The 21,661-nt window shown below is 70.3% G+C and carries 21 protein-coding genes; 15 read left to right on the forward strand and 6 right to left on the reverse strand.

All coding sequences use genetic code 11. From position 1 onward, the window contains the following. Positions 1-28: 28 nt before the first annotated feature. The 6 genes from OG870_RS40155 to OG870_RS40180 all read left to right on the forward strand — a co-directional run bounded on the left by OG870_RS40155 (position 29) and on the right by OG870_RS40180 (position 8,922). On the forward strand, positions 29-1,936 hold the full coding sequence (locus tag OG870_RS40155) for an ABC transporter ATP-binding protein (protein WP_266591891.1): 1,908 nt from the start codon (positions 29-31) through the stop codon (positions 1,934-1,936). A 31-nt stretch (positions 1,937-1,967) separates the two neighbouring features. Continuing rightward, positions 1,968-2,759, forward strand: coding sequence for an alpha/beta fold hydrolase (locus OG870_RS40160; RefSeq protein ID WP_266591892.1), 792 nt, complete (start codon positions 1,968-1,970; stop codon positions 2,757-2,759). A 90-nt stretch (positions 2,760-2,849) separates the two neighbouring features. Then, positions 2,850-3,305 (forward strand): SRPBCC domain-containing protein, encoded by a 456-nt coding sequence (locus OG870_RS40165; RefSeq protein ID WP_266591893.1) that lies wholly within the window; start codon positions 2,850-2,852, stop codon positions 3,303-3,305. Then, a complete protein-coding gene (locus OG870_RS40170) occupies positions 3,302-3,646 on the forward strand; it encodes an ArsR/SmtB family transcription factor (protein ID WP_266591894.1) in 345 nt (114 codons plus the stop codon). The genes OG870_RS40165 and OG870_RS40170 overlap by 4 nt, the downstream gene beginning before the upstream one ends. A gap of 559 nt (positions 3,647-4,205) precedes the next feature. Beyond that, a complete protein-coding gene (locus OG870_RS40175) occupies positions 4,206-5,627 on the forward strand; it encodes a non-reducing end alpha-L-arabinofuranosidase family hydrolase (RefSeq protein WP_327691997.1) in 1,422 nt (473 codons plus the stop codon). A 328-nt stretch (positions 5,628-5,955) separates the two neighbouring features. After that, complete coding sequence (locus OG870_RS40180; RefSeq protein ID WP_327691998.1) at positions 5,956-8,922, forward strand: helix-turn-helix transcriptional regulator; 2,967 nt, start codon at positions 5,956-5,958, stop codon at positions 8,920-8,922. Between the two features lie 248 nt (positions 8,923-9,170). Here the strand turns inward: OG870_RS40180 and OG870_RS40185 are convergent, their stop codons facing one another. Next, positions 9,171-9,920: a DUF6585 family protein gene (locus OG870_RS40185; RefSeq protein WP_327667657.1), complete on the reverse strand. Its 750-nt coding sequence runs from the start codon at positions 9,918-9,920 to the stop codon at positions 9,171-9,173. Positions 9,921-11,159: 1,239 nt separating this feature from the next. Here OG870_RS40185 and OG870_RS40190 point away from each other — a divergent pair. Further along, the gene (locus tag OG870_RS40190; RefSeq protein WP_266842655.1) at positions 11,160-11,777 is read left to right on the forward strand and encodes a hypothetical protein; all 618 of its coding nucleotides are present in this window, start codon (positions 11,160-11,162) and stop codon (positions 11,775-11,777) included. A 5-nt stretch (positions 11,778-11,782) separates the two neighbouring features. After that, entirely contained in the window at positions 11,783-12,028 is a 246-nt protein-coding gene (locus OG870_RS40195; RefSeq protein WP_266842653.1) for a hypothetical protein, read from the forward strand. Between the two features lie 200 nt (positions 12,029-12,228). Here the strand turns inward: OG870_RS40195 and OG870_RS40200 are convergent, their stop codons facing one another. The 3 genes from OG870_RS40200 to OG870_RS40210 form a co-directional block, all read right to left on the reverse strand. Beyond that, positions 12,229-12,447 carry a hypothetical protein gene (locus OG870_RS40200; protein WP_266529084.1) on the reverse strand — a complete coding sequence of 73 codons (219 nt, stop codon included), beginning with the start codon at positions 12,445-12,447 and terminating at the stop codon, positions 12,229-12,231. After that, positions 12,444-12,707 (reverse strand): hypothetical protein, encoded by a 264-nt coding sequence (locus tag OG870_RS40205; protein WP_266591900.1) that lies wholly within the window; start codon positions 12,705-12,707, stop codon positions 12,444-12,446. The genes OG870_RS40200 and OG870_RS40205 overlap by 4 nt, the downstream gene beginning before the upstream one ends. Positions 12,708-13,046: 339 nt before the next feature. Beyond that, positions 13,047-13,457, reverse strand: coding sequence for a winged helix-turn-helix transcriptional regulator (locus OG870_RS40210; RefSeq protein ID WP_327691999.1), 411 nt, complete (start codon positions 13,455-13,457; stop codon positions 13,047-13,049). Positions 13,458-13,557: 100 nt separating this feature from the next. Here OG870_RS40210 and OG870_RS40215 point away from each other — a divergent pair, with 100 nt between their 5' ends. The 6 genes from OG870_RS40215 to OG870_RS40240 all read left to right on the forward strand — a co-directional run bounded on the left by OG870_RS40215 (position 13,558) and on the right by OG870_RS40240 (position 17,401). Beyond that, positions 13,558-14,415, forward strand: a complete 858-nt coding sequence (locus OG870_RS40215; protein WP_266591901.1) for an alpha/beta fold hydrolase — start codon at positions 13,558-13,560, stop codon at positions 14,413-14,415. A gap of 441 nt (positions 14,416-14,856) precedes the next feature. After that, the gene (panD, locus tag OG870_RS40220) at positions 14,857-15,276 is read left to right on the forward strand and encodes an aspartate 1-decarboxylase (RefSeq protein WP_108012227.1); all 420 of its coding nucleotides are present in this window, start codon (positions 14,857-14,859) and stop codon (positions 15,274-15,276) included. A 24-nt stretch (positions 15,277-15,300) separates the two neighbouring features. Further along, positions 15,301-15,645 carry a GNAT family N-acetyltransferase gene (locus OG870_RS40225; protein WP_266591902.1) on the forward strand — a complete coding sequence of 115 codons (345 nt, stop codon included), beginning with the start codon at positions 15,301-15,303 and terminating at the stop codon, positions 15,643-15,645. Positions 15,646-15,717: 72 nt separating this feature from the next. Further along, complete coding sequence (locus OG870_RS40230; protein ID WP_266591903.1) at positions 15,718-16,356, forward strand: aspartate/glutamate racemase family protein; 639 nt, start codon at positions 15,718-15,720, stop codon at positions 16,354-16,356. 518 nt (positions 16,357-16,874) lie between these two features. Next, positions 16,875-17,165 (forward strand): hypothetical protein, encoded by a 291-nt coding sequence (locus tag OG870_RS40235; protein ID WP_266591904.1) that lies wholly within the window; start codon positions 16,875-16,877, stop codon positions 17,163-17,165. Then, entirely contained in the window at positions 17,162-17,401 is a 240-nt protein-coding gene (locus OG870_RS40240; RefSeq protein WP_266529056.1) for a hypothetical protein, read from the forward strand. The genes OG870_RS40235 and OG870_RS40240 overlap by 4 nt, the downstream gene beginning before the upstream one ends. A 23-nt stretch (positions 17,402-17,424) precedes the next feature. Here the strand turns inward: OG870_RS40240 and gndA are convergent, their stop codons facing one another. Further along, positions 17,425-18,864: an NADP-dependent phosphogluconate dehydrogenase gene (gene gndA, locus OG870_RS40245; protein WP_266529054.1), complete on the reverse strand. Its 1,440-nt coding sequence runs from the start codon at positions 18,862-18,864 to the stop codon at positions 17,425-17,427. Positions 18,865-19,142: 278 nt separating this feature from the next. Between gndA and OG870_RS40250 the strand changes: the two genes are divergently transcribed. Next, positions 19,143-20,312, forward strand: a complete 1,170-nt coding sequence (locus OG870_RS40250) for a transglycosylase family protein (RefSeq protein ID WP_266592626.1) — start codon at positions 19,143-19,145, stop codon at positions 20,310-20,312. Here OG870_RS40250 and OG870_RS40255 read toward each other — a convergent pair. Continuing rightward, positions 20,302-21,453: a DMT family transporter gene (locus OG870_RS40255; RefSeq protein WP_266591905.1), complete on the reverse strand. Its 1,152-nt coding sequence runs from the start codon at positions 21,451-21,453 to the stop codon at positions 20,302-20,304. The two genes, OG870_RS40250 and OG870_RS40255, sit on opposite strands and share 11 nt — an antisense overlap. Positions 21,454-21,661 lie beyond the last annotated feature (208 nt).

A 21,661-nucleotide genomic window follows, 5' to 3' on the forward strand; every position in this document is an offset into this window, starting at 1 on the left:
TGTTGCTTGAGGTTCTAAGTTCTCTCTCATGAGCATGGAGACCACGGCCTGGACACAGCTGCACAGTGTCATGAACGCCGAGCAGGAACGCCGCCCCTTCGCCCGCGCCACGCTGCGCCGCATCGCCGCCTTCGCCCGTCCGCATCGCGTCCGCATCGCGCAGTTCGTGGCGCTCGGGGTGGTGACCGCGCTGCTCGCCGTCGCGACCCCCGTACTCGCCGGACATGTCGTGGACGCGATCGTGTCGGGCGGCGACGAGGGCGAGGTCGTACACCTGGCCCTGCTCATCGCGCTCATCGCGGTCGTGGAGGCGGCCCTCGGCATTCTCGGCAGGCGGCTTTCGGCGACGCTCGGGGAAGGACTCATCCTCGATCTGCGGACGGCTGTGTTCGATCATGTGCAGCGGATGCCGGTCGCGTTCTTCACACGCACACGTACGGGCGCGCTGGTCTCCCGTCTCAACAACGACGTCATCGGCGCCCAGCGTGCGTTCAGCAACACACTGTCCGGAGTGGTCAGCAACCTGGTCACCCTCGTGCTCACCCTCGCCGTCATGCTGACGCTCTCCTGGCAGATCACCCTCCTCGCGCTGGTGCTGCTCCCGGTGTTCGTCGTGCCCGCCCGGCGCATGGGCAGCCGGATGGCCCGTATGCAGCGGGAGGCGGCGACCCTGAACGCGGCGATGGGCACCCGCATGACCGAGCGGTTCTCCGCACCGGGAGCCACGCTGATCAAGCTCTTCGGGCGCCCGGGGCAGGAGTCCGAGGAGTTCGCGGCCCGCGCGCGCCGGGTCCGTGACATCGGCATCCGCACGGCGACCGCCCAGTCCGCCTTCATCACCGCGCTGACCCTGGTGTCGTCCCTGGCGCTGGCCCTGGTCTACGGCCTCGGCGGCTGGTTCGCCCTGCGCGGCCGCCTCGAACCGGGCGCGGTCGTGTCGTTGGCACTGCTGCTGACCCGCATGTACGCGCCGCTCACCTCGCTGGCCGGCGCACGCGTCGAGGTGATGAGCGCCCTCGTCAGCTTCGAGCGCGTCTTCGAGGTGCTCGACCTCAAGCCCCTCATCGAGGAGAAACCGGACGCGCACGCCGTGCCCGACGGCCCGGTGTCCGTCGAGTTCGACGACGTCCGCTTCGGCTACCCCTCCGCCGACAAGGTCTCCCTGGCCTCCCTGGAGGAGGTGGCGTCCCTCGACACCCGAGGCGGCGCCGAGGTCCTGCACGGCATCTCCTTCCGCGCCGAAGCGGGCCAGACGGTCGCCCTCGTCGGCTCGTCCGGCGCCGGCAAGTCGACCATCGCGCAACTGCTGCCACGCCTGTACGACGTCGACGAGGGCGCCGTACGCCTCGGTGGCACCGACGTCCGCGACCTGACCGCCGCCTCCCTGCGCTCGACCCTCGGCATGGTCACCCAGGACGGCCACCTCTTCCACGACAGCGTCCGCGCCAACCTCCTCCTGGCCGCCCCCACGGCCACCGAGTCCGAGCTGTGGGACGCGCTGCGCCGCTCCCGTCTCGACGATCTCGTACGGTCCCTGCCCGACGGCCTCGACACGGTGGTCGGCGAGCGCGGCTACCGTCTCTCCGGCGGCGAACGCCAGCGCATGACCATCGCCCGCCTCCTGCTGGCCCGTCAGCGCGTCGTCATCCTCGACGAGGCCACCGCCCACCTCGACAACACCTCGGAGGCCGCCGTCCAGGAGGCCCTGACCGAGGCCCTGGAGGGCAGGACGGCGGTCGTGATCGCCCACCGGCTGTCCACGGTGCGGGCGGCGGACATGATCCTGGTGATCGAGGGCGGCCTGATCGTGGAACGCGGCACCCACGAGGAACTGCTGACGGCCGAGGGCCGGTACGCGGAGTTGTACCGAACGCAGTTCGAGGAGCCGGCGGGAGAGGTGACGGAGATCGCCTCGGCGGGGGAGGCTGTGGCGTAGTCCTTGCCAGGCCCCGCACAGGGAGAGTCACGTGACCGACCTCGGCCGTATCCGGCTGTTCCACACCGTCCGCGGACCGGTCGACGCTCCCGTCCTGCTGCTGGTGCACGGCTGGGGCGGTGACGGCCGGGAATGGTCGGAGCATGCCGAGGCGCTGGCGGGCCGGTTCCGGGTGGTGGTGCCCGATCTGCGCGGGCACGGCCGCTCCGAGGTGCCGGCGGAGGGCAACACCCCGGTGGAGATGGCGGCGGACCTGGCCGCGCTGACCGAGGCCCTGGGCACCGGTCCCGTGATCGCGGTCGGCCACTCCATGGGCGGCCAGGTCGTCAACCTCCTCGCCGTCCACCATCCGCACGCCGTACGGTCGGTGATCGCCCTCGACCCTGCCCACGGCGCCCACGGCGAGGAGGTCGAGCAGATCCCCGCCAGACTGGCCGCCTACCGTGAACGCGGCGCACAGGCGGCGGCCGCCTTCGTGGCGGCGGCTTTCGGGCCGGCCGCGCCGACGGGCCTGAGCACCGCCCACGTACGCACCATGCTCGGCACCCCCGGCCACGTCATAGCCCAGGCCTACGCGGGCATGTACATCGACGACGGCGCCGTCGGCATCCGCCCGGCCAGCGAGGCCCACCTGCGCCGCCGCACACAACCGGCGCTGACGGTCTGGACGTCGGCCGAAGCGGCTGCATGGGAGCGCGGCACCCTGCGCACAGCCGCATCCCGCGTCGACCACTGGCCCGGCACCGGGCACTACCTGCACGAGGAACATCCGCGCCGCACGGTCCGCCTGATCGAGGACTGGGCGGACGGCGGGCTTGCTTAACGTGCAACCTGTTGGTTGCGCATCTACTCGGGAACGTGCAACCTGTCGGTAGCGCATCCGGCTGTGACGCAACGATGAGACGAGGCTGCCGTGATTCCCGACACGATCGAACGCACCATCGTGATCAACGCGTCCGTGGAGCGGGTCTGGACCGTACTCACCGAACCCGGATTCCTGGGCCGCTGGTTCGGCAGCGGAGAGCCGGTCAAGATCGACCTGCGCCCGGGTGGCCTCCTCGTCTTCGACCACGGAGTCCACGGCACCATCCCCGCTCGCATCGAGACGGTGGAACCGTCGCGCCTCTTCTCCTGGCGGTGGTCCCAGGGAGCCGCGGGAGAGGAGCCCGACGAGGTCAACGCCACCAGGGTCGAGTTCACCCTGGCGGAGGATGCGACGGGGGGTACGCGCCTCACCATGGTCGAGAGCGGATTCGCGCGGCTGGGACTGCCGGACGACGAGGCAGCCGTACGCCACCGCGCCAACAGCCGGAACTGGCCCGGCAAGCTCGACCGCCTGCGCGCGGACTGCGAACGGATCGCACCGTGACCCGTACCGCCGAGGCCGCCGCGTCCCCGGAGGACGTCCTGGTGGCCGTGGCCGATCCGATCCGCCGGGAGATCCTCGCCGCCCTCACTCGCGAAGGCGGCGCGACGCCGACCTCCTTGGCGGCAGGCCTTCCCGTCACCCGGCAGGCGGTGGCCAAGCACCTGGCCGTCCTCGACCGCGCGGGCCTGGTCCGCGCCCACCGGTCGGGACGTGAGGTTCGCTACGAGGCCGATCTGCGCCCGTTGAAGCATGCGACGAGGTGGCTGGACGACCTCGCCGCCCAATGGGGCAACCGCCTGCGGGCGATCAAGGAACTGGCCGAGAGTGATGCCTCGCCCTGAGGTCGACGGGACGTAACGCCGTAGCCGCCGCCTCTCCGGATCGCCGTCGAGGTCGTGCAACTGGCCGTTCAGACAGAGCGGTTACGGGCTGCCGGCGGCAACCGCCGGTCCCCGGTCGACGCTCTGCCGGCCGAAGCGGTCAGCGGGGGGATCACCCCGCGCCAACCCGGTCGGCAGCGCGACCCGGTCGTCCGCTCCGGCGCCATAAGCCCTTCGAATGTTTCGGAGTCACTCGCGAATATTGCGAGAAGTATTGACGCCGTTCACCGGTTCCCCAATCATCCAAATTGCTCGACACTTCGGCTCCTGTTCGATGTGTCGAACGCGCCAGAGCCGCTCCACTCGCACAGCAGGGCAACTCCGGACCGGGTCACGCCCACCGCAACGACCGAGCCGCAAGGAGCATCCGCACGTTGCACATGTCATGGCCTCATCATTCCTTCTTCAGTCGTCGCGACCGTGAAGCCGTAAGCCCGGACAGCCCCAACAGTCCCCAAAGCCCGGACGGCCTCTGACGGACCAACCCGGAAGCCGCCTACTCAAGGATTACGAGGTCCCCATGCGCAGACGAAGTTTGTTCAGCCGCGGACGTCTGTCCGTGGTGCTCGCCGCGGCGGTCGCGGTCCTGGCCACGTTGGCGGCGATGCTCGTCGCCGGCCCGGCTCAGGCGGCAACCAGCGGCGCCTTGCGCGGAGTTGGTTCCGGCCGGTGCCTCGATGTGCCGAACGCCGGCCAGACCGACGGCACGTACCTGCAGACCTGGGACTGCTCGGGCGGGACCAACCAGCAGTGGACGTCGACGGACAGCAACCAGCTGACCGTGTACGGCAACAAGTGCCTGGATGTTCCGGGCCACGCCACCGCGGCCGGTACCCGGGTGCAGATCTGGAGCTGCAGCGGCGGTGCCAACCAGCAGTGGCGAGTGAACTCCGACGGCACGATCGTCGGCGTGGAGTCCGGGCTGTGCCTTGACGTCACGGGCTCCGGTACGGCCAACGGCACGGCGGTGGAGATCTGGACGTGCAACGGCGGCAGCAACCAGAAGTGGACCGGCCTGTCCGGGACGACCCCTCCCGGCAATTGTTCTCTTCCCTCGACGTACCGGTGGACGTCGACAGGTGCGCTGGCGCAGCCGGCGAACGGGTGGGTCTCGCTGAAGGACTTCACCAACGTGGTGTACAACGGCAAGCACCTGGTCTACGCCTCGAACGTGTCGGGATCGGGGTACGGCTCGATGGCGTTCAGCCCCTTCACGAACTGGTCGGACATGGCGTCGGCCGGCCAGACCGGGATGAGTCAGTCAACGGTGGCGCCCACGCTGTTCTACTTCGCGCCCAAGAAGATCTGGGTGCTGGCGTCCCAGTGGGGTGCGTCGCCCTTCATCTACCGCACGTCGAGCGACCCCACCAACCCCAACGGCTGGTCCTCGCCCCAGGCGCTGTTCACCGGCAGCATCCCCAACTCCGCCCCGATCGACCAGACCCTGATCGCCGACGACCAGAACATGTATCTGTTCTTCGCCGGTGACGACGGCAAGATCTACCGGGCGAGCATGCCGATCGGGAACTTCCCGGGCAACTTCGGCTCGTCGTACACGACGGTCATGAGCGACACGGTGAAGAACCTGTTCGAGGCGCCGCAGGTCTACAAGGTTCAGGGGCAGAACCAGTACCTCATGATCGTTGAGGCTCGGGGTGCGAATGAGCAGCGCTTCTTCCGCTCGTTCACCGCCACCAGCCTCAGCGGTTCGTGGACCCCGCAGGCCGCCAGCGAGAGCAACCCCTTCGCGGGCAAGGCCAACAGCGGTGCCACCTGGACCAACGACATCAGCCACGGTGACCTGGTCCGCAACAACCCCGACCAGACCATGACCATCGACCCCTGCAACCTGCAGTTCCTCTACCAGGGCAAGTCCCCCACCGCGAACGGCCCCTACGACCAACTGCCGTGGCGGCCGGGCGTCCTCACCCTGCAGCGCTGACCGCCTGATGCACGGTGATCGCGATGCGGTGCGGTCGGTCCGCCGACGCGTAGTCGAGCGGTTCACGGCGCAGGCAGACTCCATCTGCTGACCGATACTCACCGCATCAAGGGACCCCAGCCGTGTGTCGGCTGGGGTCTTTCCTCCTCTGACGCACGACCACGCGCGACCTTGTCCAGTGCAACGCGAAAACACCGCCGAGCCGCGGTGGTTGCCGGCTCCTGCCTTCCCGCACGTCACAAGTCGTGCAATGTGATGGCCTAATATCCGAATCGACAACAGAAGGCGTCCTGGCTCGTGTGCACATCCGAGGGAAGGGAGAGGAAACTTGCCCCCCAAGGATCCGGCCCATCAGAACGGCGCTGCTCTCGTCGGCAGACACACTCAGATCGGGTGTCTCTCCGCGGTCGTAAAGGATCTGACCGACGGGCGGGGAACGGTCCTGGAGGTCACCGGCGAGCCGGGGATCGGCAAGACCGCCCTGCTCGCCCTGCTCGCCGAGCGGGCAGCCGGGACAGGGGCCCTGGTGGCGCGAGCCCACGCCGCGCGCACGACGACGCAACCCGGCCAGGTCATCAGAGAGGTGCTGGATGTCCTGGACGCGAGGGACTCCCCGATCGCCCATGGAGGGCTCGGCGCCGGGGCGGGCGCCGAGGTGCGGAGCGTGCTGGGGCGCTGGGCGGCGCGGCAGGGCGGCGTGCTGGTTCTCGACAACGTTCATCTGTGCGACGAGGAGTCGGAGAGACTGATCGCGCAGCTTGTGCGGACACCTCCGCCGGGCCCGTTCGTCCTGGCGTTGGCGCACCGCCCGCGGCAGTCCGGCCCGGTCCTGAGACAAGCGCTCGAAGACGGAGTCGAGACCGGCTCGGTCATCCGCCTGGCCCCGCCCTCCTTGGACCTCCCGGCGATATCCGCTCTGCTCGGCGACGGGGGGTCCCGGGGGCCCCAGACGGACACAACATCCCGGCACGCCTTCTCCCACTCGGCGCAAGACCATGCGTACACCGACTGGCGCGACTCCCCGGCCCCCGTGGTCGACGCCACATACGCCGAGCAGTTGCACGCCGCCTCCGGCGGCAACCCGCGGATGCTGCGGATCCTGGTCGCGGCGCGGTGGGACCCGGACGTGTGGCCGCTGAGCGCCGGACCGGACCGGGACGGCATGCGCCGGGAGGCCGTCTCCGTCGTCACCGAGCTGGACTCCATCACCGCTGACGCCGCACTCTCGGTCCAGGTCGCCGCCGTTCTCGGCGATCCCTTCCTGCCGGACGACGTCGCCGCGGTCTCCGAACTCGGCCTGGAACGAACCCTCGCAGCGTTCACCGAGCTCGTCGAAGCGGACTTGATACGGCCGCTGTCCTGGGGCGGCGGCTACGTCTTCCGACACCCGGTGCTCGGCCACGTCGCCCTGGAGCACGCTTCGCCGTCCCTGCGCGTCAACTCCCACAGGCGGGCCCTGGATCTGCTCACCAGGCGAGGAGCGCCGGTGCTCCGACGTGCCCGGCAGGCCGAGCACCTGGTGGGCGCGGGCAGTGCGCAGGCCCGGCAGGTGCTGGTCGACGGCGCCGCGGAGGCGATGGCCAAGTCCCCGGCCGTCGCTGCCCGTTGGCTGCGCCTGGCACTGGACCACCTGCCCGCCGGGGAAAGGATCAGCGCCCCCCGGGTCGTGCTGGTGCTCGACCACTGCCGGGCGCTCAGTGCCGTGGGCCGCCTGCAGGAAGCCCGTTCCCTGGTGCACGATCTGCTCAGGCATCAGTCGGATCTCTCCGTGGACCTTCGGCTGAGCGCCTACGCCGTCTGCGGAGAGCTGGAGCGGTTGCTGGGCCGCCACCAGGAGGCCGAAGCGGTGGTCCGGACGGCACTGGACCTCGTACCCCGCCCACTGCCGGTTCCCTTGCCGGCGCCGGCGGCCGAACTGATCACCGCATACGGGCGAGTGCAGTTGTTCCGCGGCGCCTACGGCGAGGCACGTGACGTGGTCCGCGAGGCGGCGGAGGCTGCTGAGGCCGGCGGCCCGGCGGCGCCCTACCTGCGTGCCCTTGGCGCCCTCGGCGACACCCAGCTCGGGCTGCTGCCCGAGGCGGTCGCCGAGGTCACCGAGTGCGCGCGGATCGTGGACGCCCTGCCGGACGCCGCTGCCGTCACCATGCCCGACGTCCTGGCGATGCTCGGTTGCGCGGAGCTGTTCCAGGAGCGCTTCCATGACGCCTACCGGCATCTGGAACGAGGACTGCAGGCAACCACGGGTGCCACCCGCAGGTTCATCCGGATCAACCAACTGGTGGCCCTGTGCCATCTCGACCAGCTGACGGGGCGTCTGGAGTCGCTCTGCCGCCGTGCCGGGGAGGCCGAACTGCTCGCCCGGACGAGCGGGGTCGACGAAGCCGCCGGGGTCGCCATGATCCTGCGGGCGACGGGGCTGCTGTGGATACGTCCACGGCGGGACACCGACCGGCTGCTCGAACTCGCCGGGGAAGGGCTTTTCCTCGCCCTGCGCAAGAGGGGCTGGCGGGCAACCGTGGCGGTCGGCCTGCGCGCCCACGCCCAGTTCCTCGGCGGGGATCCGGCAGGTTGTCTGCGCACCCTCGTCGAGGAGGGCGGCCCGCGGCTGCAGCGGCTGCTGCGGGCGTGGCAGCCCTCTCTTCTGGCGCTCGCCTCCGTCGCGGCACTGCGGTGCGGTGACATCGACGCCGCACGCGACTGGGCCAGGGCGGGGGAGGCCGTGGCCGAGGAGCTGGGGCTGTCGCTGCAACAGCAGTACGTGCGCAGAGCCCGCGCCGCGCTCCACGCCGCCGAGGGAGAACACCACCTGGCGGCAGGGCTGTTTCACGAGGCCGCGGAGTCGTTCCGCCGTGCGGGGCTGCCGGTGGAACACGCCTGGACCCTGGTGATCGGGGCGCCTTCGGCCCACGCGGCCCATGGCAGCCAGCAGGCGCTGGAGTGGCTCGACACGGCGGGAAAGGCCGCTCGGGCCTGTGGCGCCGAGCGGATCCGTGAGGAGGCGGCAAGGGTCAGGACCCTGCTGCCCGCGTCATGCGTCGCCACCGGTGCGGCGGTCGCAACGGCGCAGGACGCGAGCGCCCCGGCGACGGTGGTCCTGCTCACCGAGCGAGAGCGGGAGATCGCGGAACTGGCGGCAGAGGGCAAACGCACCAAGGAGATCGCGGATCAGCTCTTCGTCAGCACCAGGACGGTCGAAACCCACCTCGGGAGGATCTACCGCAAGCTCGACATCCCCTCCCGGGCGGCACTGCCGCGCGCACTCGGCCGAGTGGTCCACCGGCCGGCCGTCTGACCGGTCGCAGTGGTCCCACCCAGCGGGCCGCCGACGCCCGGACCGTCCGCCGTGCTGCGGTCAGGAACGCAGCTCGGGCAGCAGTGCCCGGACCGTCGCGGCCATGGCCGGCCAGGCCGCCGCGACCTGTTGATCCGTCAGCGGCGCGAGGCTCTGCACCTCGACCCCGGACACCGGTGTCCTCACCGCACTGCTCGTGGGCGTGATCGCCGAGGCGGCCGCCAGGTGAAGGCGGGTCGGCCGGACGGTCAGGCGGCGGACTGCTCGTGCAGGCGGTGAGCGACGGCCAGGAACAGGTGCAGGTTCGTGATGTCCTTGGCCGCGTGGTGGGACCAGCGGACGGGGTCGCCCGTGGAGCCGGTGGTCATGATGCGGACCAGGCCACCCGAGGCACCGACCTCCCTGACCTTCGGCCAGGGCAGGCTGCCTTTCCCCTGGGCGCTCACGGCCGTGCGGGAGAGCGAGAGCGCTCCGAACGGGACCGTGCCGCCCTCGCGAAGCGTCTCCAGCACGGCCGGCCCCTGTGCGCGCACCACCGCGTCCTGCATCCGGGCACCCCAGACGTCGGGATCCTCGTAGAACTCCGTGATCCGCACCGAGCCATGGCCGGGGGCGCTTGCCGAGTAGACGTACTTGGTCGGTGCGGGGACGCCGTTGATGACCAGCTGGACGATCTCCTGCCGGAGGCGCAGGGAGTCCCAGCGCAGGGCGACCGGCTCGCCGCCGGACGGCGGGTGCACGACCAGCCCCGCCTCGAACAGGTGCAGCCGCTGGGCGGCCCGCTTCCGGCTGAAATCGGGGAAGCGGCGCATGGAGAACCAGTAGTACAGCAGCCCGGGGACCAAGAAGAACGCCATGAGCATGAGGCAGTTGAAGACATGGGCGGCGTACACCGCCCGACGCAGGCGCTTCGGCGCGAACACGCCCTGGAGCGCCCCCAGCCGGTGGCGTACGGCCAGGTCGGCGACCTCGGGCGACGCGGGGGTGAGTGGAGTCATGAGGACGAGCCTCCGAGCCGCGCCCAGACGTGACAACCGTGGATCTACGTAACTCGGTTACGTATCTTCCGCGCGCCGGGCGCCGGCCCGCCTGCTGAGGCTTCGCCTCAAGCGGAGACCGGGGGCCCGACGGCATCCCGGTGATCGAGACAGGACAACCGCCAGACCTGCTTCCAGTGCGAGGCGTACCGCCCGACCGATGCTGAGTGGGTACCGGCGCGAGCTCGGCTGGGGCAGGGGCTGGGGCAGGGGCAGGGGCAGGGGCAGGGGCAGGGGGAGGGTGCTCGCTGCCCGCACCGCGGTCGCGCCCGAGCACCCCGACTGAGCCAGGACCAGGAAAGTCCAGGTACCGGATTACGTCCGCCGGAGAGCGGTCAGTAGCGTCCCTGCCGGCTTTCCGAACCCCGGAACCGGTGGCCGTCGTGGCGACGGCCCACAGGTCGTGGCCGGTGTCGCGGGTGCCCTTGGCGTGGTTGTAGCCGAACTGGAAGTAGAAGGTTCCGGGGTCCAGGGTGATGCCCTCGTTGAGCGTCACGACGTAGTCGGCTCCCCCGTCCGAGGCCTTTGCGGCATGCACCGTGGCCTTGTCCCCGAGCGACGTCGACACGCCGGTGTTCGCCACACCGCCAGTCTGGGCTATGTGCACGACGACCTTGAGCGCGCTGAGCTTCTTGATGCTCGTGACGGTGAGGTTGCTCTGGCTCCAGTACACGTTCGTGGAGTTCACGGACGTCTGGACGGAGAGATAACTGCTCTGCCCGGTCCCCGAGGACGTGACGGTCGCCCGCTGCGGCGAGGCACCGGTGGTGTGCGGCGGCGGCGCGGCGGGGTGATCGTTCTGGGCCTGGGCGGGCAGCAGGCCCGCGGCGGGCAGTGCCGCGGCCTTTGCCGCAGGGTGGCCTTTCGCCGGTGCCGGGGACGGAGCCGGAGTCGGAGTCGGAGCGGTGCCCTTGGAGACCAGGGCCTGCCGACCGCCTGAAGCCAAGGCCCGACGCCGGTGATTCGCCGACATCGAGTCACCTTGAACTGAGCCGCCGAGCCGCCGAGCCGCCGTGCCGCCCGAGCCGGTGATCGAGGAGGCGTGCGAGCGGATGCGCCGCGAACGCGGGTGTTGACCTTCGAACGGGCGATCGGCGGGGTTCATCACGATTAGGTGAATCGCGCCGATTGGCTGCAACCACACACGGCCTTTACAAGTCACACACCTCGCAATTACTGAACCAGGCCTCAGGGGATCCCATGAACGACCAGCAGTACCCGCCGCAGCAGCCCGGATGGGGCGGACCTCAGCAGCCGTACGGGCAGCCTCCGTTCCCCCCGCAGCCGCCGAAGAAGCGCAGCGTCGGAAAGGCCGTAGGCTTCGGCTGTCTCGGCATCGTCGGCCTGTTCGTAGTGATCGCGATCATCGCCGCCATCGCCGGCGGCGGCGACAGCAAGTCGAACAAGTCCAGTAGCCCCAACGGCGTCAAGGCCAGTGCGTCCTCGAAGAAGGACCAGCCCGCTGGCGCCGGCACGGCCAAGAGCAGCGAAACGAAGGCGGAGACGAAGCCCGCGAAGCAGGTCGTCACCTTCAAGGCGTGGGGCACCGCTCCCGCCGGCGCCCTGGGCGGTCTCGACATCGGATACGGATCCGACTCCGACACCCGCAAGGGCACCTTCAAGAACGGCAAGTTCGAGGCCACCCTGCCCCTGAACAAGGACGCCCTGTACTACAGCCTTACCGCACAGCTTCAGGGCTCGGGCGACATCAACTGCTCGGTCACCGTCGACGGCCACACCAAGAAGGGCCACGCGTCCGGCGGCTACAACATCTGCGACGCGCAGCTCAACTCCGGGCTGCTCGGCGGCTGGGACTGACCGCGATGCGCCGCCTCACCGCCGTTGCGGCACTCGCTGCCGCCGCGCCGGCGCCGGCCGGCTGCTCCGGGTCGTCCGACGAGAAGCCTGCAAGGACCGTGACCGTCACGGTGAAAACACCCAAGCTCTCCGCAGCCGAGCAGCAGAAGGCGTGCGTCGACGCGTGGACAAAGCCGCTCCACGACAACGCAGACGCCGGCGTCGACGATGCACCGGCGGAGTGCGCGAAGGTGCCCAGAAGTCACAGCTGAGACATGCCGCCTTCACGTCACCCCCACGGCCACACGATTCCCCCAGCACGCGGTGGGCGGACTCGGACGGGAACTTCGACGAGTCGAAGATGCTGGACTCGTTGGACAAGTAGGGGGAAATCCGTGGGGCCCCGCCTGGTTGGGCGGGGCCTTCGTCATGCGATCGTCAGCGCGCAGCAGTCAACGCCGCGTCGAGTCGGTCACGGAGCAGCCGTGCGGTGGCTGGTGACAGAAGCGCGTCGGCGTCCGCCCCGCCGTCGAACGGCGCGAGCCGGATGTGATCGTCGTGGCTGGTCGTGGCTGGTCGTGGCGACGTCGATGGTGATCGTCGCTTCGCCTTCTGCCCGGTGGTTGGCCGCGTCGTCGGCTCCGTTGACGGCGAGGATGTCGGGTCCGGGGATGCTGGACCAGATGCTCATGTGGTGGGCTCCTCGCCCGGGCGCTCCGTGTCCGCGCCGTAGAAGCCTTCCAGTTGTACGTTCAGCTCCGCCAAGTCCGGATGTTCAGCAAGGTCACGCACCTCTGCCTCCGTGAGCATCTCGGTGAGGCGCCGCATGGACCGGCTGGCCAAGGCTGCTTCGGCCGCCTTCTCCAACTCGGCAGCACGCTTGCGGTGCAGGCCCGCCAGAATGCGGAGCTGCCGCGCTCTCAGTTCGTATCGGTCGGGCTGCTCGCTCATACGCTCTTCTCCTCGCTGCATCCCCGATCATGAGCTCAGTGTGGCCGCGGTGCGGCCCGAGTACGACCCGAATCGAGGAGCCCGGGCCAAGAGCCACCGCAGATAGGTGCCCTCGACGGCCGACTTCAGGATCTTGGCGCTTCGGGCAGAACCGGGAGATGCCGTCCTCGAACACCATCTCCCCGTCGTCCTTCACCAGCTCCTTCGCCGCCAGCCACTGCGCCGGCGACATCCCCCTCCATCTCCTGCTCGCCCAGCAGCCCGCAGCCCGCAGTACCGCTTCATCGCGTGCGCGGCCGTCGCCGTGCCCTGCCCGTCGAAGTGAAACGACGTGCCTGCCTACCCCTCATCGGCCTCCTGGGCGGCGGCTTCGTTGGCGCGGTCGATCTCGGCCATGTGCTCCTCCGCCCAGGTCCGAAGCCCCGCAAGCGCGGCTTCCAGGGACAGCCCGAGTCCGGTGAGTCGGTAGAAGACCCGCGGCGGCACGGTCGGTTCGACCCGGCGCGCCACCAGCCCGTCGCGGGTCAGGCTTCGCAGCGTCACGGACAGCATCTTCTGCGACACGCCAGGCATCCGGCGTCTCAGCTCCGCGAAGCGCACCTCGTCCGGTGCGGCATCGGCGAGCGTCTTGACGGCCATGGACGTCCACTTCGTACCGATGCGGTCCAGCAACTGCCGCGTCGGGCAATGGGGATCGAACAGATCGCCGCGTACCCCGCGACCGGAGGTCTGGGCTCCTCGGGTGGTCACCTGTGGCTCACCACCTTCCCTGAAAGTGCCGTCTAGGAAGCGGTCGGTCAGTTACCTATCGTTCTGTGGTCACCAATGGTAACCATCCGGAGGAGCCGCCATGCCCGTCACCACCGCACACCACCTGCGCCGCATCGCGACGAACGGCGTCCAACTCAATGTCGCAATCGCCGGGGACGGACCCGCGGTTCTCCTGCTGCACGGCTTCCCGCACACCTGGCAGCTCTGGAGCGGCATCATGGGCCGACTGGCCGGGCAGTACCGGGTCATCGCCCCGGACCTTCGAGGCTTCGGTGCCAGTGCACGCGCCGTCGAGGGTTACGACGCAGGCACCCTCGCCGCCGACGCCGAAGGGCTGCTCGACGCACTCGGCGAGCCCTCGGCAGCGGTGGTCGGCATCGACGCGGGCACCGCCCCCGCCGTCCTGCTCGCGCTGCGCCGGCCCGGCCTCGTCCGGCGCCTGGTCGTGATGGAGGCACTGCTCGGCCGCCTGCCCGGAGCAGAGCACGTCGTCGCGGGCGGTGCCCCGTGGTGGTTCGGCTTCCACGCCGTCCCCGGCCTCGCTGAGACCGTCCTGGCCGGCAACGAGGCCCCGTACGTCGACTGGTTCCTCGACTCGGGGACGCTCGGGCGAGGAGTACCCGAGGACATCCGCGCGGCCTTCGTCCACGCGTACACCGGGGGTGAGGCACTGCGCTGCGCGTTCTCCTATTACCGGGCCCTGCCCACCAGCGCGCAGCAGATCCAGGACGCAGTCGCGACGGCTCGGCTGACCATGCCCACCATGGCCGTCGGCTCGCATCCCGTCGGCACCGGGCTCGAACGCCAACTCCGTCCCATCGCCGATGACCTGGTCGGACACCATCTCCAGGACTGCGGCCACATCATCCCTCTCGACCGCCCCGACGCGATATTCGCGCTCCTTGCTCCCTTCCTCTCCGCCGATCTGCCGAAGTGACCGGAGCGGGGCCGAAGGATCACGGTCGGCGGTTCGGGCGTTCGTCCCCACGGTGAGTTGTCCAGGACCGCCGGATCAGTTGTCCCGTGACCCTGGAGACAAGCACATCGACCACCTCGTTGCTGAGGTCGTACTGCCATCGCACTCCGGGCTGGTACTGCAGCGGTAGGCGAGCCCTGCTGTGGCGATCGTCACGAGCGTCTTCGAGAGGCGTTGCGTACGCTGATCGCGGCCGTTTGTGAGGGGCACCCCGGGGCGTGAGGACGACCCCGAGTTCCCTTTCCGGCGCCTGATGCACCGTCAGAATGGTCAGCATTCGGTCAGCGTGAGTCCTGAGAAACCCAGGGAAAGCTGCCCGAATATGCGACTCGTTGTAGGGTGTGAAAATAGCCCTTGACCTGCAAAAACGCAGGCAGGGAGCCTACTTTTGGGAGTGCCCCGATGCTGCGCACGATGTTCAAGTCCAAGATCCACCGAGCCACCGTCACCCAGGCCGACCTGCACTACGTCGGATCCGTGACCATCGACGCCGATCTGCTCGACGCCGCCGACCTGTTGCCCGGCGAGCTGGTGCACATCGTCGACATCACCAACGGCTCGCGCCTGGAGACGTACGTCATCGAGGGTGAGCGGGGCTCGGGCGTGATCGGGATCAACGGAGCAGCGGCCCATCTCGTCCACCCCGGCGATCTGGTGATCATCATCAGCTACGCTCAGGTGACCGACGCCGAGGCGCGGGCACTCGAACCCCGGGTCGTGCACGTGGACCGCGACAACCGCATCGTGGCTCTGGGCGCCGACCCCTCCGAGCCGGTGCCGGGCTCGGACCAGGAGCGCAGCCCGCAGGCCGTGCCCGCCTGACCGCCGAACATCAGGAGCGTGCTCATGAGCGACATCGAGATCCGCGACGACCGGGCGGCGGGCCGCCTGGAGGCTTACGACGGTGCCGACGTCGTCGGCCACGTCGAGTACTTCGTCCTCGAATCCCCCGAGCGCGCCCTGGTTCCCGTGCACACCATCGTGGAACCGGCCCACGAGGGGAAGGGCATCGCGGGCTCGCTCGCCCGTGAGCTGTACGGCATCGCCCAGCGCGAGGAAATCGTCGTGGCCCCGCTGTGCCCGTACGTCGTCAAGTGGGCCGAGCGCCATCCCGACGAGGCCCCCGCGGCCGACCCGGAACTGCTGCGGGCGGCGAAGCGCTGGCTGGTGGCGCACCCGGACCGGTTCTGAGACCGGTACCCGTCTCCCTCGAAGGCTCGAAGGCTCGAAGACTCGAAGACTCGAAGAAAGGCCTCCGCCCGCATGCTGGCCCTCCTGCACACCTCGCCCCTGCACGTCCCGGTCTTCGACGCCCTGCGTGACGAGGACCACCAGGGCCTGGACCTGCGGCACTTCGTCGACGAGGAGTTGCTGGCCCGGGCCCGCCACGAGGGTCCGGAGGCGGTGGCGGACGAGGTGCGGGCGGTGCTGGACAAGGCCGTCGGCGAGGGCGCGCGGGCCGTTCTGTGCACCTGCTCGACCATCGGCGCCATCGCGGAGGCGGCAGCTTCCGGGGCCGGGGTGCCGGTGGTGCGCTCCGACCGTCCGATGGCGGCCGCCGCGGTGGCCGCCGGCTCGCGGATCGTCGTCCTGGCCACCGTGGAGAGCACGTTCGGTCCGACGACGGATCTGGTCGAGGACGAGGCCCGTCGCGCCGGGAGGCCCGTCCAGGTGCGGACCCAGCTCGTCGAAGGCGCCTGGACCCGCTTCGAGGCGGGTGACACCGAGGGCTGCGCCCGTCTTGTGGCAGCCGCGATCGACGCGGTCGCCGACGCCGACGCGATCGTTCTGGCCCAGGGCTCCATGGCCCCGGCGCAGCACCTCACGACGACCACGGTCCCGGTGCTGTCCAGCCCGCGCGCGGGCCTCGCCGCAGGCGCGGTGGCGGTGCGCACCGCTTAGGCCCACCGGCCCTTTGCCGACCTACGGGCGCGTGAGTACGGGGCGGGTGGGTGAGTGGGGAGACCGCTGTCGGGTACGCGGGGAAGTAGTCCAGAGCCGACGCCGAGCGACTCGCCGGAGGACATCATGACCGACCCGTACCCCGACCCCGTACCTCCCGCACCCGGCCCGGACCCCCGGCCGCCGGACCCGTATCCGTCCCCGGTCCCCACTCCGCAACCCCCGTCCCCGGAACCCACTCCACCGCCGCCTCCGCCATCACCGCCGACCCCGACGCCGGACCCGGGTCCCTCCCCGTCACCGGTCCCACCGGGCCCGGAACCAGTCCCGAGCCCGCAGCCGGGACCTCCGCTGACCTGACCCGACCTGAGCTGGGTCTCACGGAGGGTGAGATTTCGTTACTGCGGCCCGCCGGGGTCGAGCGGATCAGCGGAGACAACAAGGCGGGTCTGTACCGCGCCACCGATCCTGATCACGGGCTCGTCAGGGACGAACACGGGCGCCCGGTGGTACAGCTCGTGCGCGAGGCGTACGACTGGACGCGCCTGACCATCGGCGGCGCGTGGCGTGCGCTGTGGCTGTTCGTGCTGCCCTTCCTGCTGGTCAACCTGGTGGCATGGATGCAGCCGCGCCGGCCGTGCGGCACGGACAAACTGCATACCAAAGTGGCCGGGGCGGTCTACGAGTTCGGCGCCCGCCTGCTACCCCTGTCGCTCACCGTGCTGGTCGTGGGGACGTTCGGCCAGTTGGACCAGTTCGCGCGGCAGTGCGCGCGTGACACCACCGCGGTGTCCTGCTCTTCGCCGTGATCCTCGCGATGGCCCTCGGCGTGATCCTCTCCGTGCCGTGGCTGCACAACCACTTCGGTCTCCGGCTGTCCGGCACGTCCCGTCGCGCACAGTGGCTTCTGCGTGTGCGCCGTCTGCCGGGGCGGGACACGCCGCCCCGGCGGACCACCGAGCCGTCACCCCACGGGTGCGCCGGCCAGTGCCGCAGGGAGGAGCGGCCCGCCGGACATCCTGCGGACCGCTCCTTCGGCGGGTGAGGCCGTGTCGTGTCCTGGGCGGACTAGGCGGACACCTCCGACCGGTCCCCGCCCCACAGCGTGTGGAACGCGCCGTCCCGGTCCGTGCGCCGGTACGTGTGCGCGCCGAAGAAGTCCCGCTGCCCCTGGGTCAGGGCCGCGGGCAGGCGCTCGGCGCGCAGGGCGTCGTAGTACGCGAGGGCCGCGGCGAAGCCGGGGGTGGGGACGCCCTGGCGGGTGGCGGCGACCAGGACCTCACGCCAGTCGTCCTGGGCGGCCGCGATCTCCTGGGCGAACGTCTCGTCGGACAGCAGGCTCGGCAGGTCGGCGCGAGCGTCGTAGGCCGCGCGGATGCGGTCCAGGAAGGCCGCGCGGATGATGCAGCCGCCGCGCCAGATGGAGGAGACGGCGCCGAGGTCGATGTCCCAGTCGTACTCCTCGCTGCCTGCCTGGATCTCGTGGAAGCCCTGCGTGTAGGAGACGATCTTCGACGCGTACAGCGCCTGCTCGACACGGTCGGCGAAGGCCCCCGCCTCGGCCTCGGACAGCGGGGACGCCGTCGGGCCCGCCAGGCCGCGGGACGCCTCGCGCAGCGCCGCGTGACCCGACAGGGACCGGGCGAAGACCGCCTCCGCGATACCGGAGACCGGGACGCCCAGGTCGAGGGCGATCTGGACGGTCCAACGGCCGGTGCCCTTCTGCTCGGCCTGGTCCACCACCACGTCCACGAACGGCTCGCCGGTCGCCGCGTCCACGTGGGACAGCACCTCGGCGGTGATCTCGATCAGGTAGGAGTCGAGGCGACCCGTGTTCCAGGTACGGAAGATCTCGGCGATCTGGGCGGGGGAGTATCCGGCCACGTCCCGCAGCAACTGGTAGGCCTCGCCGATCAGCTGCATGTCGGCGTACTCGATGCCGTTGTGGACCATCTTCACGAAGTGCCCGGCACCGTCGGGGCCGACGTGCGTCACGCACGGCGAGCCGTCCTTCGCCTTCGCGGAGATCTTCTCCAGCATCGGGCCGAGGGAGTCGTACGACTCCTTGGGGCCGCCCGGCATGATGCTCGGGCCGTTGAGCGCACCCTCCTCGCCGCCGGAGACACCCATGCCGACGAAGTGGATGCCCTGCTCGCGCAGGTCGTGCTCGCGGCGCCGGGTGTCCGCGAAGTGCGCGTTGCCGCCGTCGATGATCATGTCGCCGGGCTCCAGGAGCGGGGCGAACTCCTGGATCACCGCGTCGGTCGGGTCGCCGGCCTTGACCATGATGACCAGGCGCCGCGGCCGCTCCAGGGCCGCCACGAACTCCTTGGCGGTCTCGGCCGCGATGAAGTCGCCCTCGTCCCCGAACTCCTTCACCAGGGCGTGCGTGCGCGCCGCCGTCCGGTTGTGCAGCGCGACCGTGTAGCCGTTGCGCGCGAAGTTGCGGGCGAGATTGCGGCCCATGACCGCGAGTCCCGTGACGCCGATCTGGGCTGAAGTGCTCATACGGTTTGGCTCCTAAAGGATCCGGTGTCGGTGGTGCCGGTCGTGCCCGTCAGTATCGACCCACCGACCATCCTTGCCTGCCGGTTCGCCGAGCGCATGTCCGGGGTGCCCGACGTGCCGCAGGCAGATACGCACGACGAGCCCCACCCGCCTCAGCCGATCTGCAACTCCCGTGCATTCCTGGTTGCTTGCGGGACAGGGCGGCCGATTGCCGTCTTGTCATGGCCTGTTCGGGGCGCTTACTTTTGGCCCTCGGACGCATGTCGAGGGGGATCTTCATGGCCGTACGCGGCCGGCACCGCCGGTATCAGCCGAAAAGGATCAACCGCGCCTCACTCACCATCACGGTCGGCGGCGCCGGCATGGCAATCCCGCTGATCGGCACCGGCACCGCCCACGCGGCCGACGTGTCCACCTGGAACAAGGTCGCCGCCTGCGAGTCGACCGACAACTGGAGCATCAACACCGGCAACGGCTTCTACGGCGGACTGCAGTTCACGCAGTCGACCTGGGAGGCGTACGGCGGCACGGCGTACGCGCGGCGCGCGGATCTGGCCACCAAGGACCAGCAGATCGCCGTCGCGGAGAAGGTCCTGGACGGGCAGGGGCCGCGTGCCTGGCCGGTCTGCTCGGTGAAGGCCGGACTGACCCGGGGCGGCGGCACCCCGGACGTCCGTCCCGCCGGGGGCACCTCCGAGGGCGGGAGCACCGCCAAGAAGACCTCGGTGCGGGACGTACAGCCGCAGACCACGCCCCAGTCCCGGGCGGGTGCGGCCGAGATGTACACCGTGGTACGCGGTGACAGCCTCTCCGAGATCGCCGACAACGAGCGTGTGCGAGGCGGCTGGCGGCAGCTGTACGCGGCGAACCGCAGGACGATCGGGGCGGACCCCGACCTGATCCTGCCGGGCCAGCGGCTGAAGCTGCACCAGAAGGCCCACGAAACGACCCGCGGCGACTCCAAGTCCTCGACGGAGAAGGCCTCTTCGGTCACCGAGGAGAAAACCTCTTCGGCCACCGAGCACAAGTCCACGACCGGCAGTCACTCCCTCGTCGCCCCGGTCCACGGCTCGCTCGGCACCGCGTACCACGTGGCCGGCTCCTCCTGGTCGAAGGGCTACCACACCGGCGTCGACTTCCCGGTGCCCACCGGCACCACCGTGAAGGCGGTCGCGGCGGGACGGGTGGTCAGCGCCGGCTGGGGCGGCAGCTACGGCTACCAGGTGGTGATACGGCACTCCGACGGCCGCTACAGCCAGTACGCCCATCTGTCGGCGATCTCCGTGAAGGCCGGGCAGGGCGTGGGCAGCGGGCAGCGCATCGGCCGCTCCGGCTCCACAGGCAACGCGACGGGCCCACATCTGCACTTCGAGGTGCGGACGGGGCCGGGTTTTGGTTCCGACATCGACCCTGTGGCCTATCTCAGGGCCGGCGGCGTCAGGATTTGACGCGCTCCCGGTGCCGGTCGTGACCCGGCATCGGGACGTACGAGCCGCCGTAGAAGGGGCCGTAGAAGCGATACCTGGCCGGGTCGGTGGGCTCCGCGTCGTCCTGGTCGTAAGGGTCGTAGGCCACCGCCAGGATCGTGGGGCCCGCCTGCGCGGGGACCAGGACCTCCTCGCGCAGGGCGGCCGTGGCCGGCTGCTCGGGGATCATGGCGAGCAGCTCCTCCACGGGGGTCGGTCCGGCGAGTTCCCCGACGGGCGTCGGTCCGGTGACGGGCTCGGCCGGCTCCTCCGGTGCGGCGGCCTGCACGGCGGCGCGCGCCATGCGCTCCGTCGTCAGCAGGATCAGGCCACCCGCCGCCACCACGCCGCAGCTCAGCGCGAGCGCGGTGCCGGTGGTGCCGTAGCGGAAGGTCTCGCCGAACATCGTGATGCCGACCGCGGCCGCCACCACCGGATTCACGACGGTCAGGGTGGCCAGTGGAGCCGTGAGTCCGGCGCCCCGGTACGAGGCCTGGGACAGCAGCATGCCGCCCGTGGCGAAGACGCCGATCACGGCCAGGGAGGGCAGGTCGGTCGAGGACACGCCGTCGGTCCAGTCGACCGCGACGGTCTTCGTGAACACCGAGGACATACCGAACGCGATGCCGGAACCGGTCGCGAGCAGCATGCTGCGCACCGCCGGGTGCCGGTGGGCTGCCCGGCCCGCGATCATCAGCGTCAGGACCACGCCGCCGGAGACCACGGCCACGCCGACCCGCTGGGCCGTGTCCAGCGACTGTGACTCGGAGGAGCCGACCAGGGACAGCAGACCGGCGAGGCCCACGGTCGCCATGATCGCGCCCCGCCAGGCGGTCGCGCCGGCCTTGCGGCCCACGAACAGCGCCGCCATCGGCAGGGCGAACACGATCGTCAGCGCGCCCAGCGGCTGCACCAGGCTCAGCGGGCCGTACGCCAGCGCCACCACGTGCAGCAGTCCGCCCAGGCCGTTGAGCGCCACCGCGGCCCACCAGGTCGGCCGGCGCAGCGGCGCGTACTCCTGGTCCGGGGAGGACACCGCGACGTGCTCCTGTACGATCGCCCCGCCCGCGTAGGCGACGGCGGAGACGAGCGACAACAGCACGGACAACGCGAGGGCACTCATGAGCTGCTCCTCTGCGTGCGGCGGGGGCGGTGCGCCCTGCGCGACGAACGGTCGGCCTTCATAAGCAACACGATGCCTTGTGGATCTGTTCCCGTCGTCGTCCCTGAGCAGGCAATGGGTCCTACTGCCGATGGAGTACGAATCGGGCGCCGTCCTACCCAAGGTGGGCGACACGGGGTGGAGGCCCCCCAATGGGAACCCCTAGGGC

Source organism: Streptomyces sp. NBC_00461, assembly GCF_036013935.1.
Classification (GTDB): Bacteria; Actinomycetota; Actinomycetes; order Streptomycetales; family Streptomycetaceae; genus Streptomyces.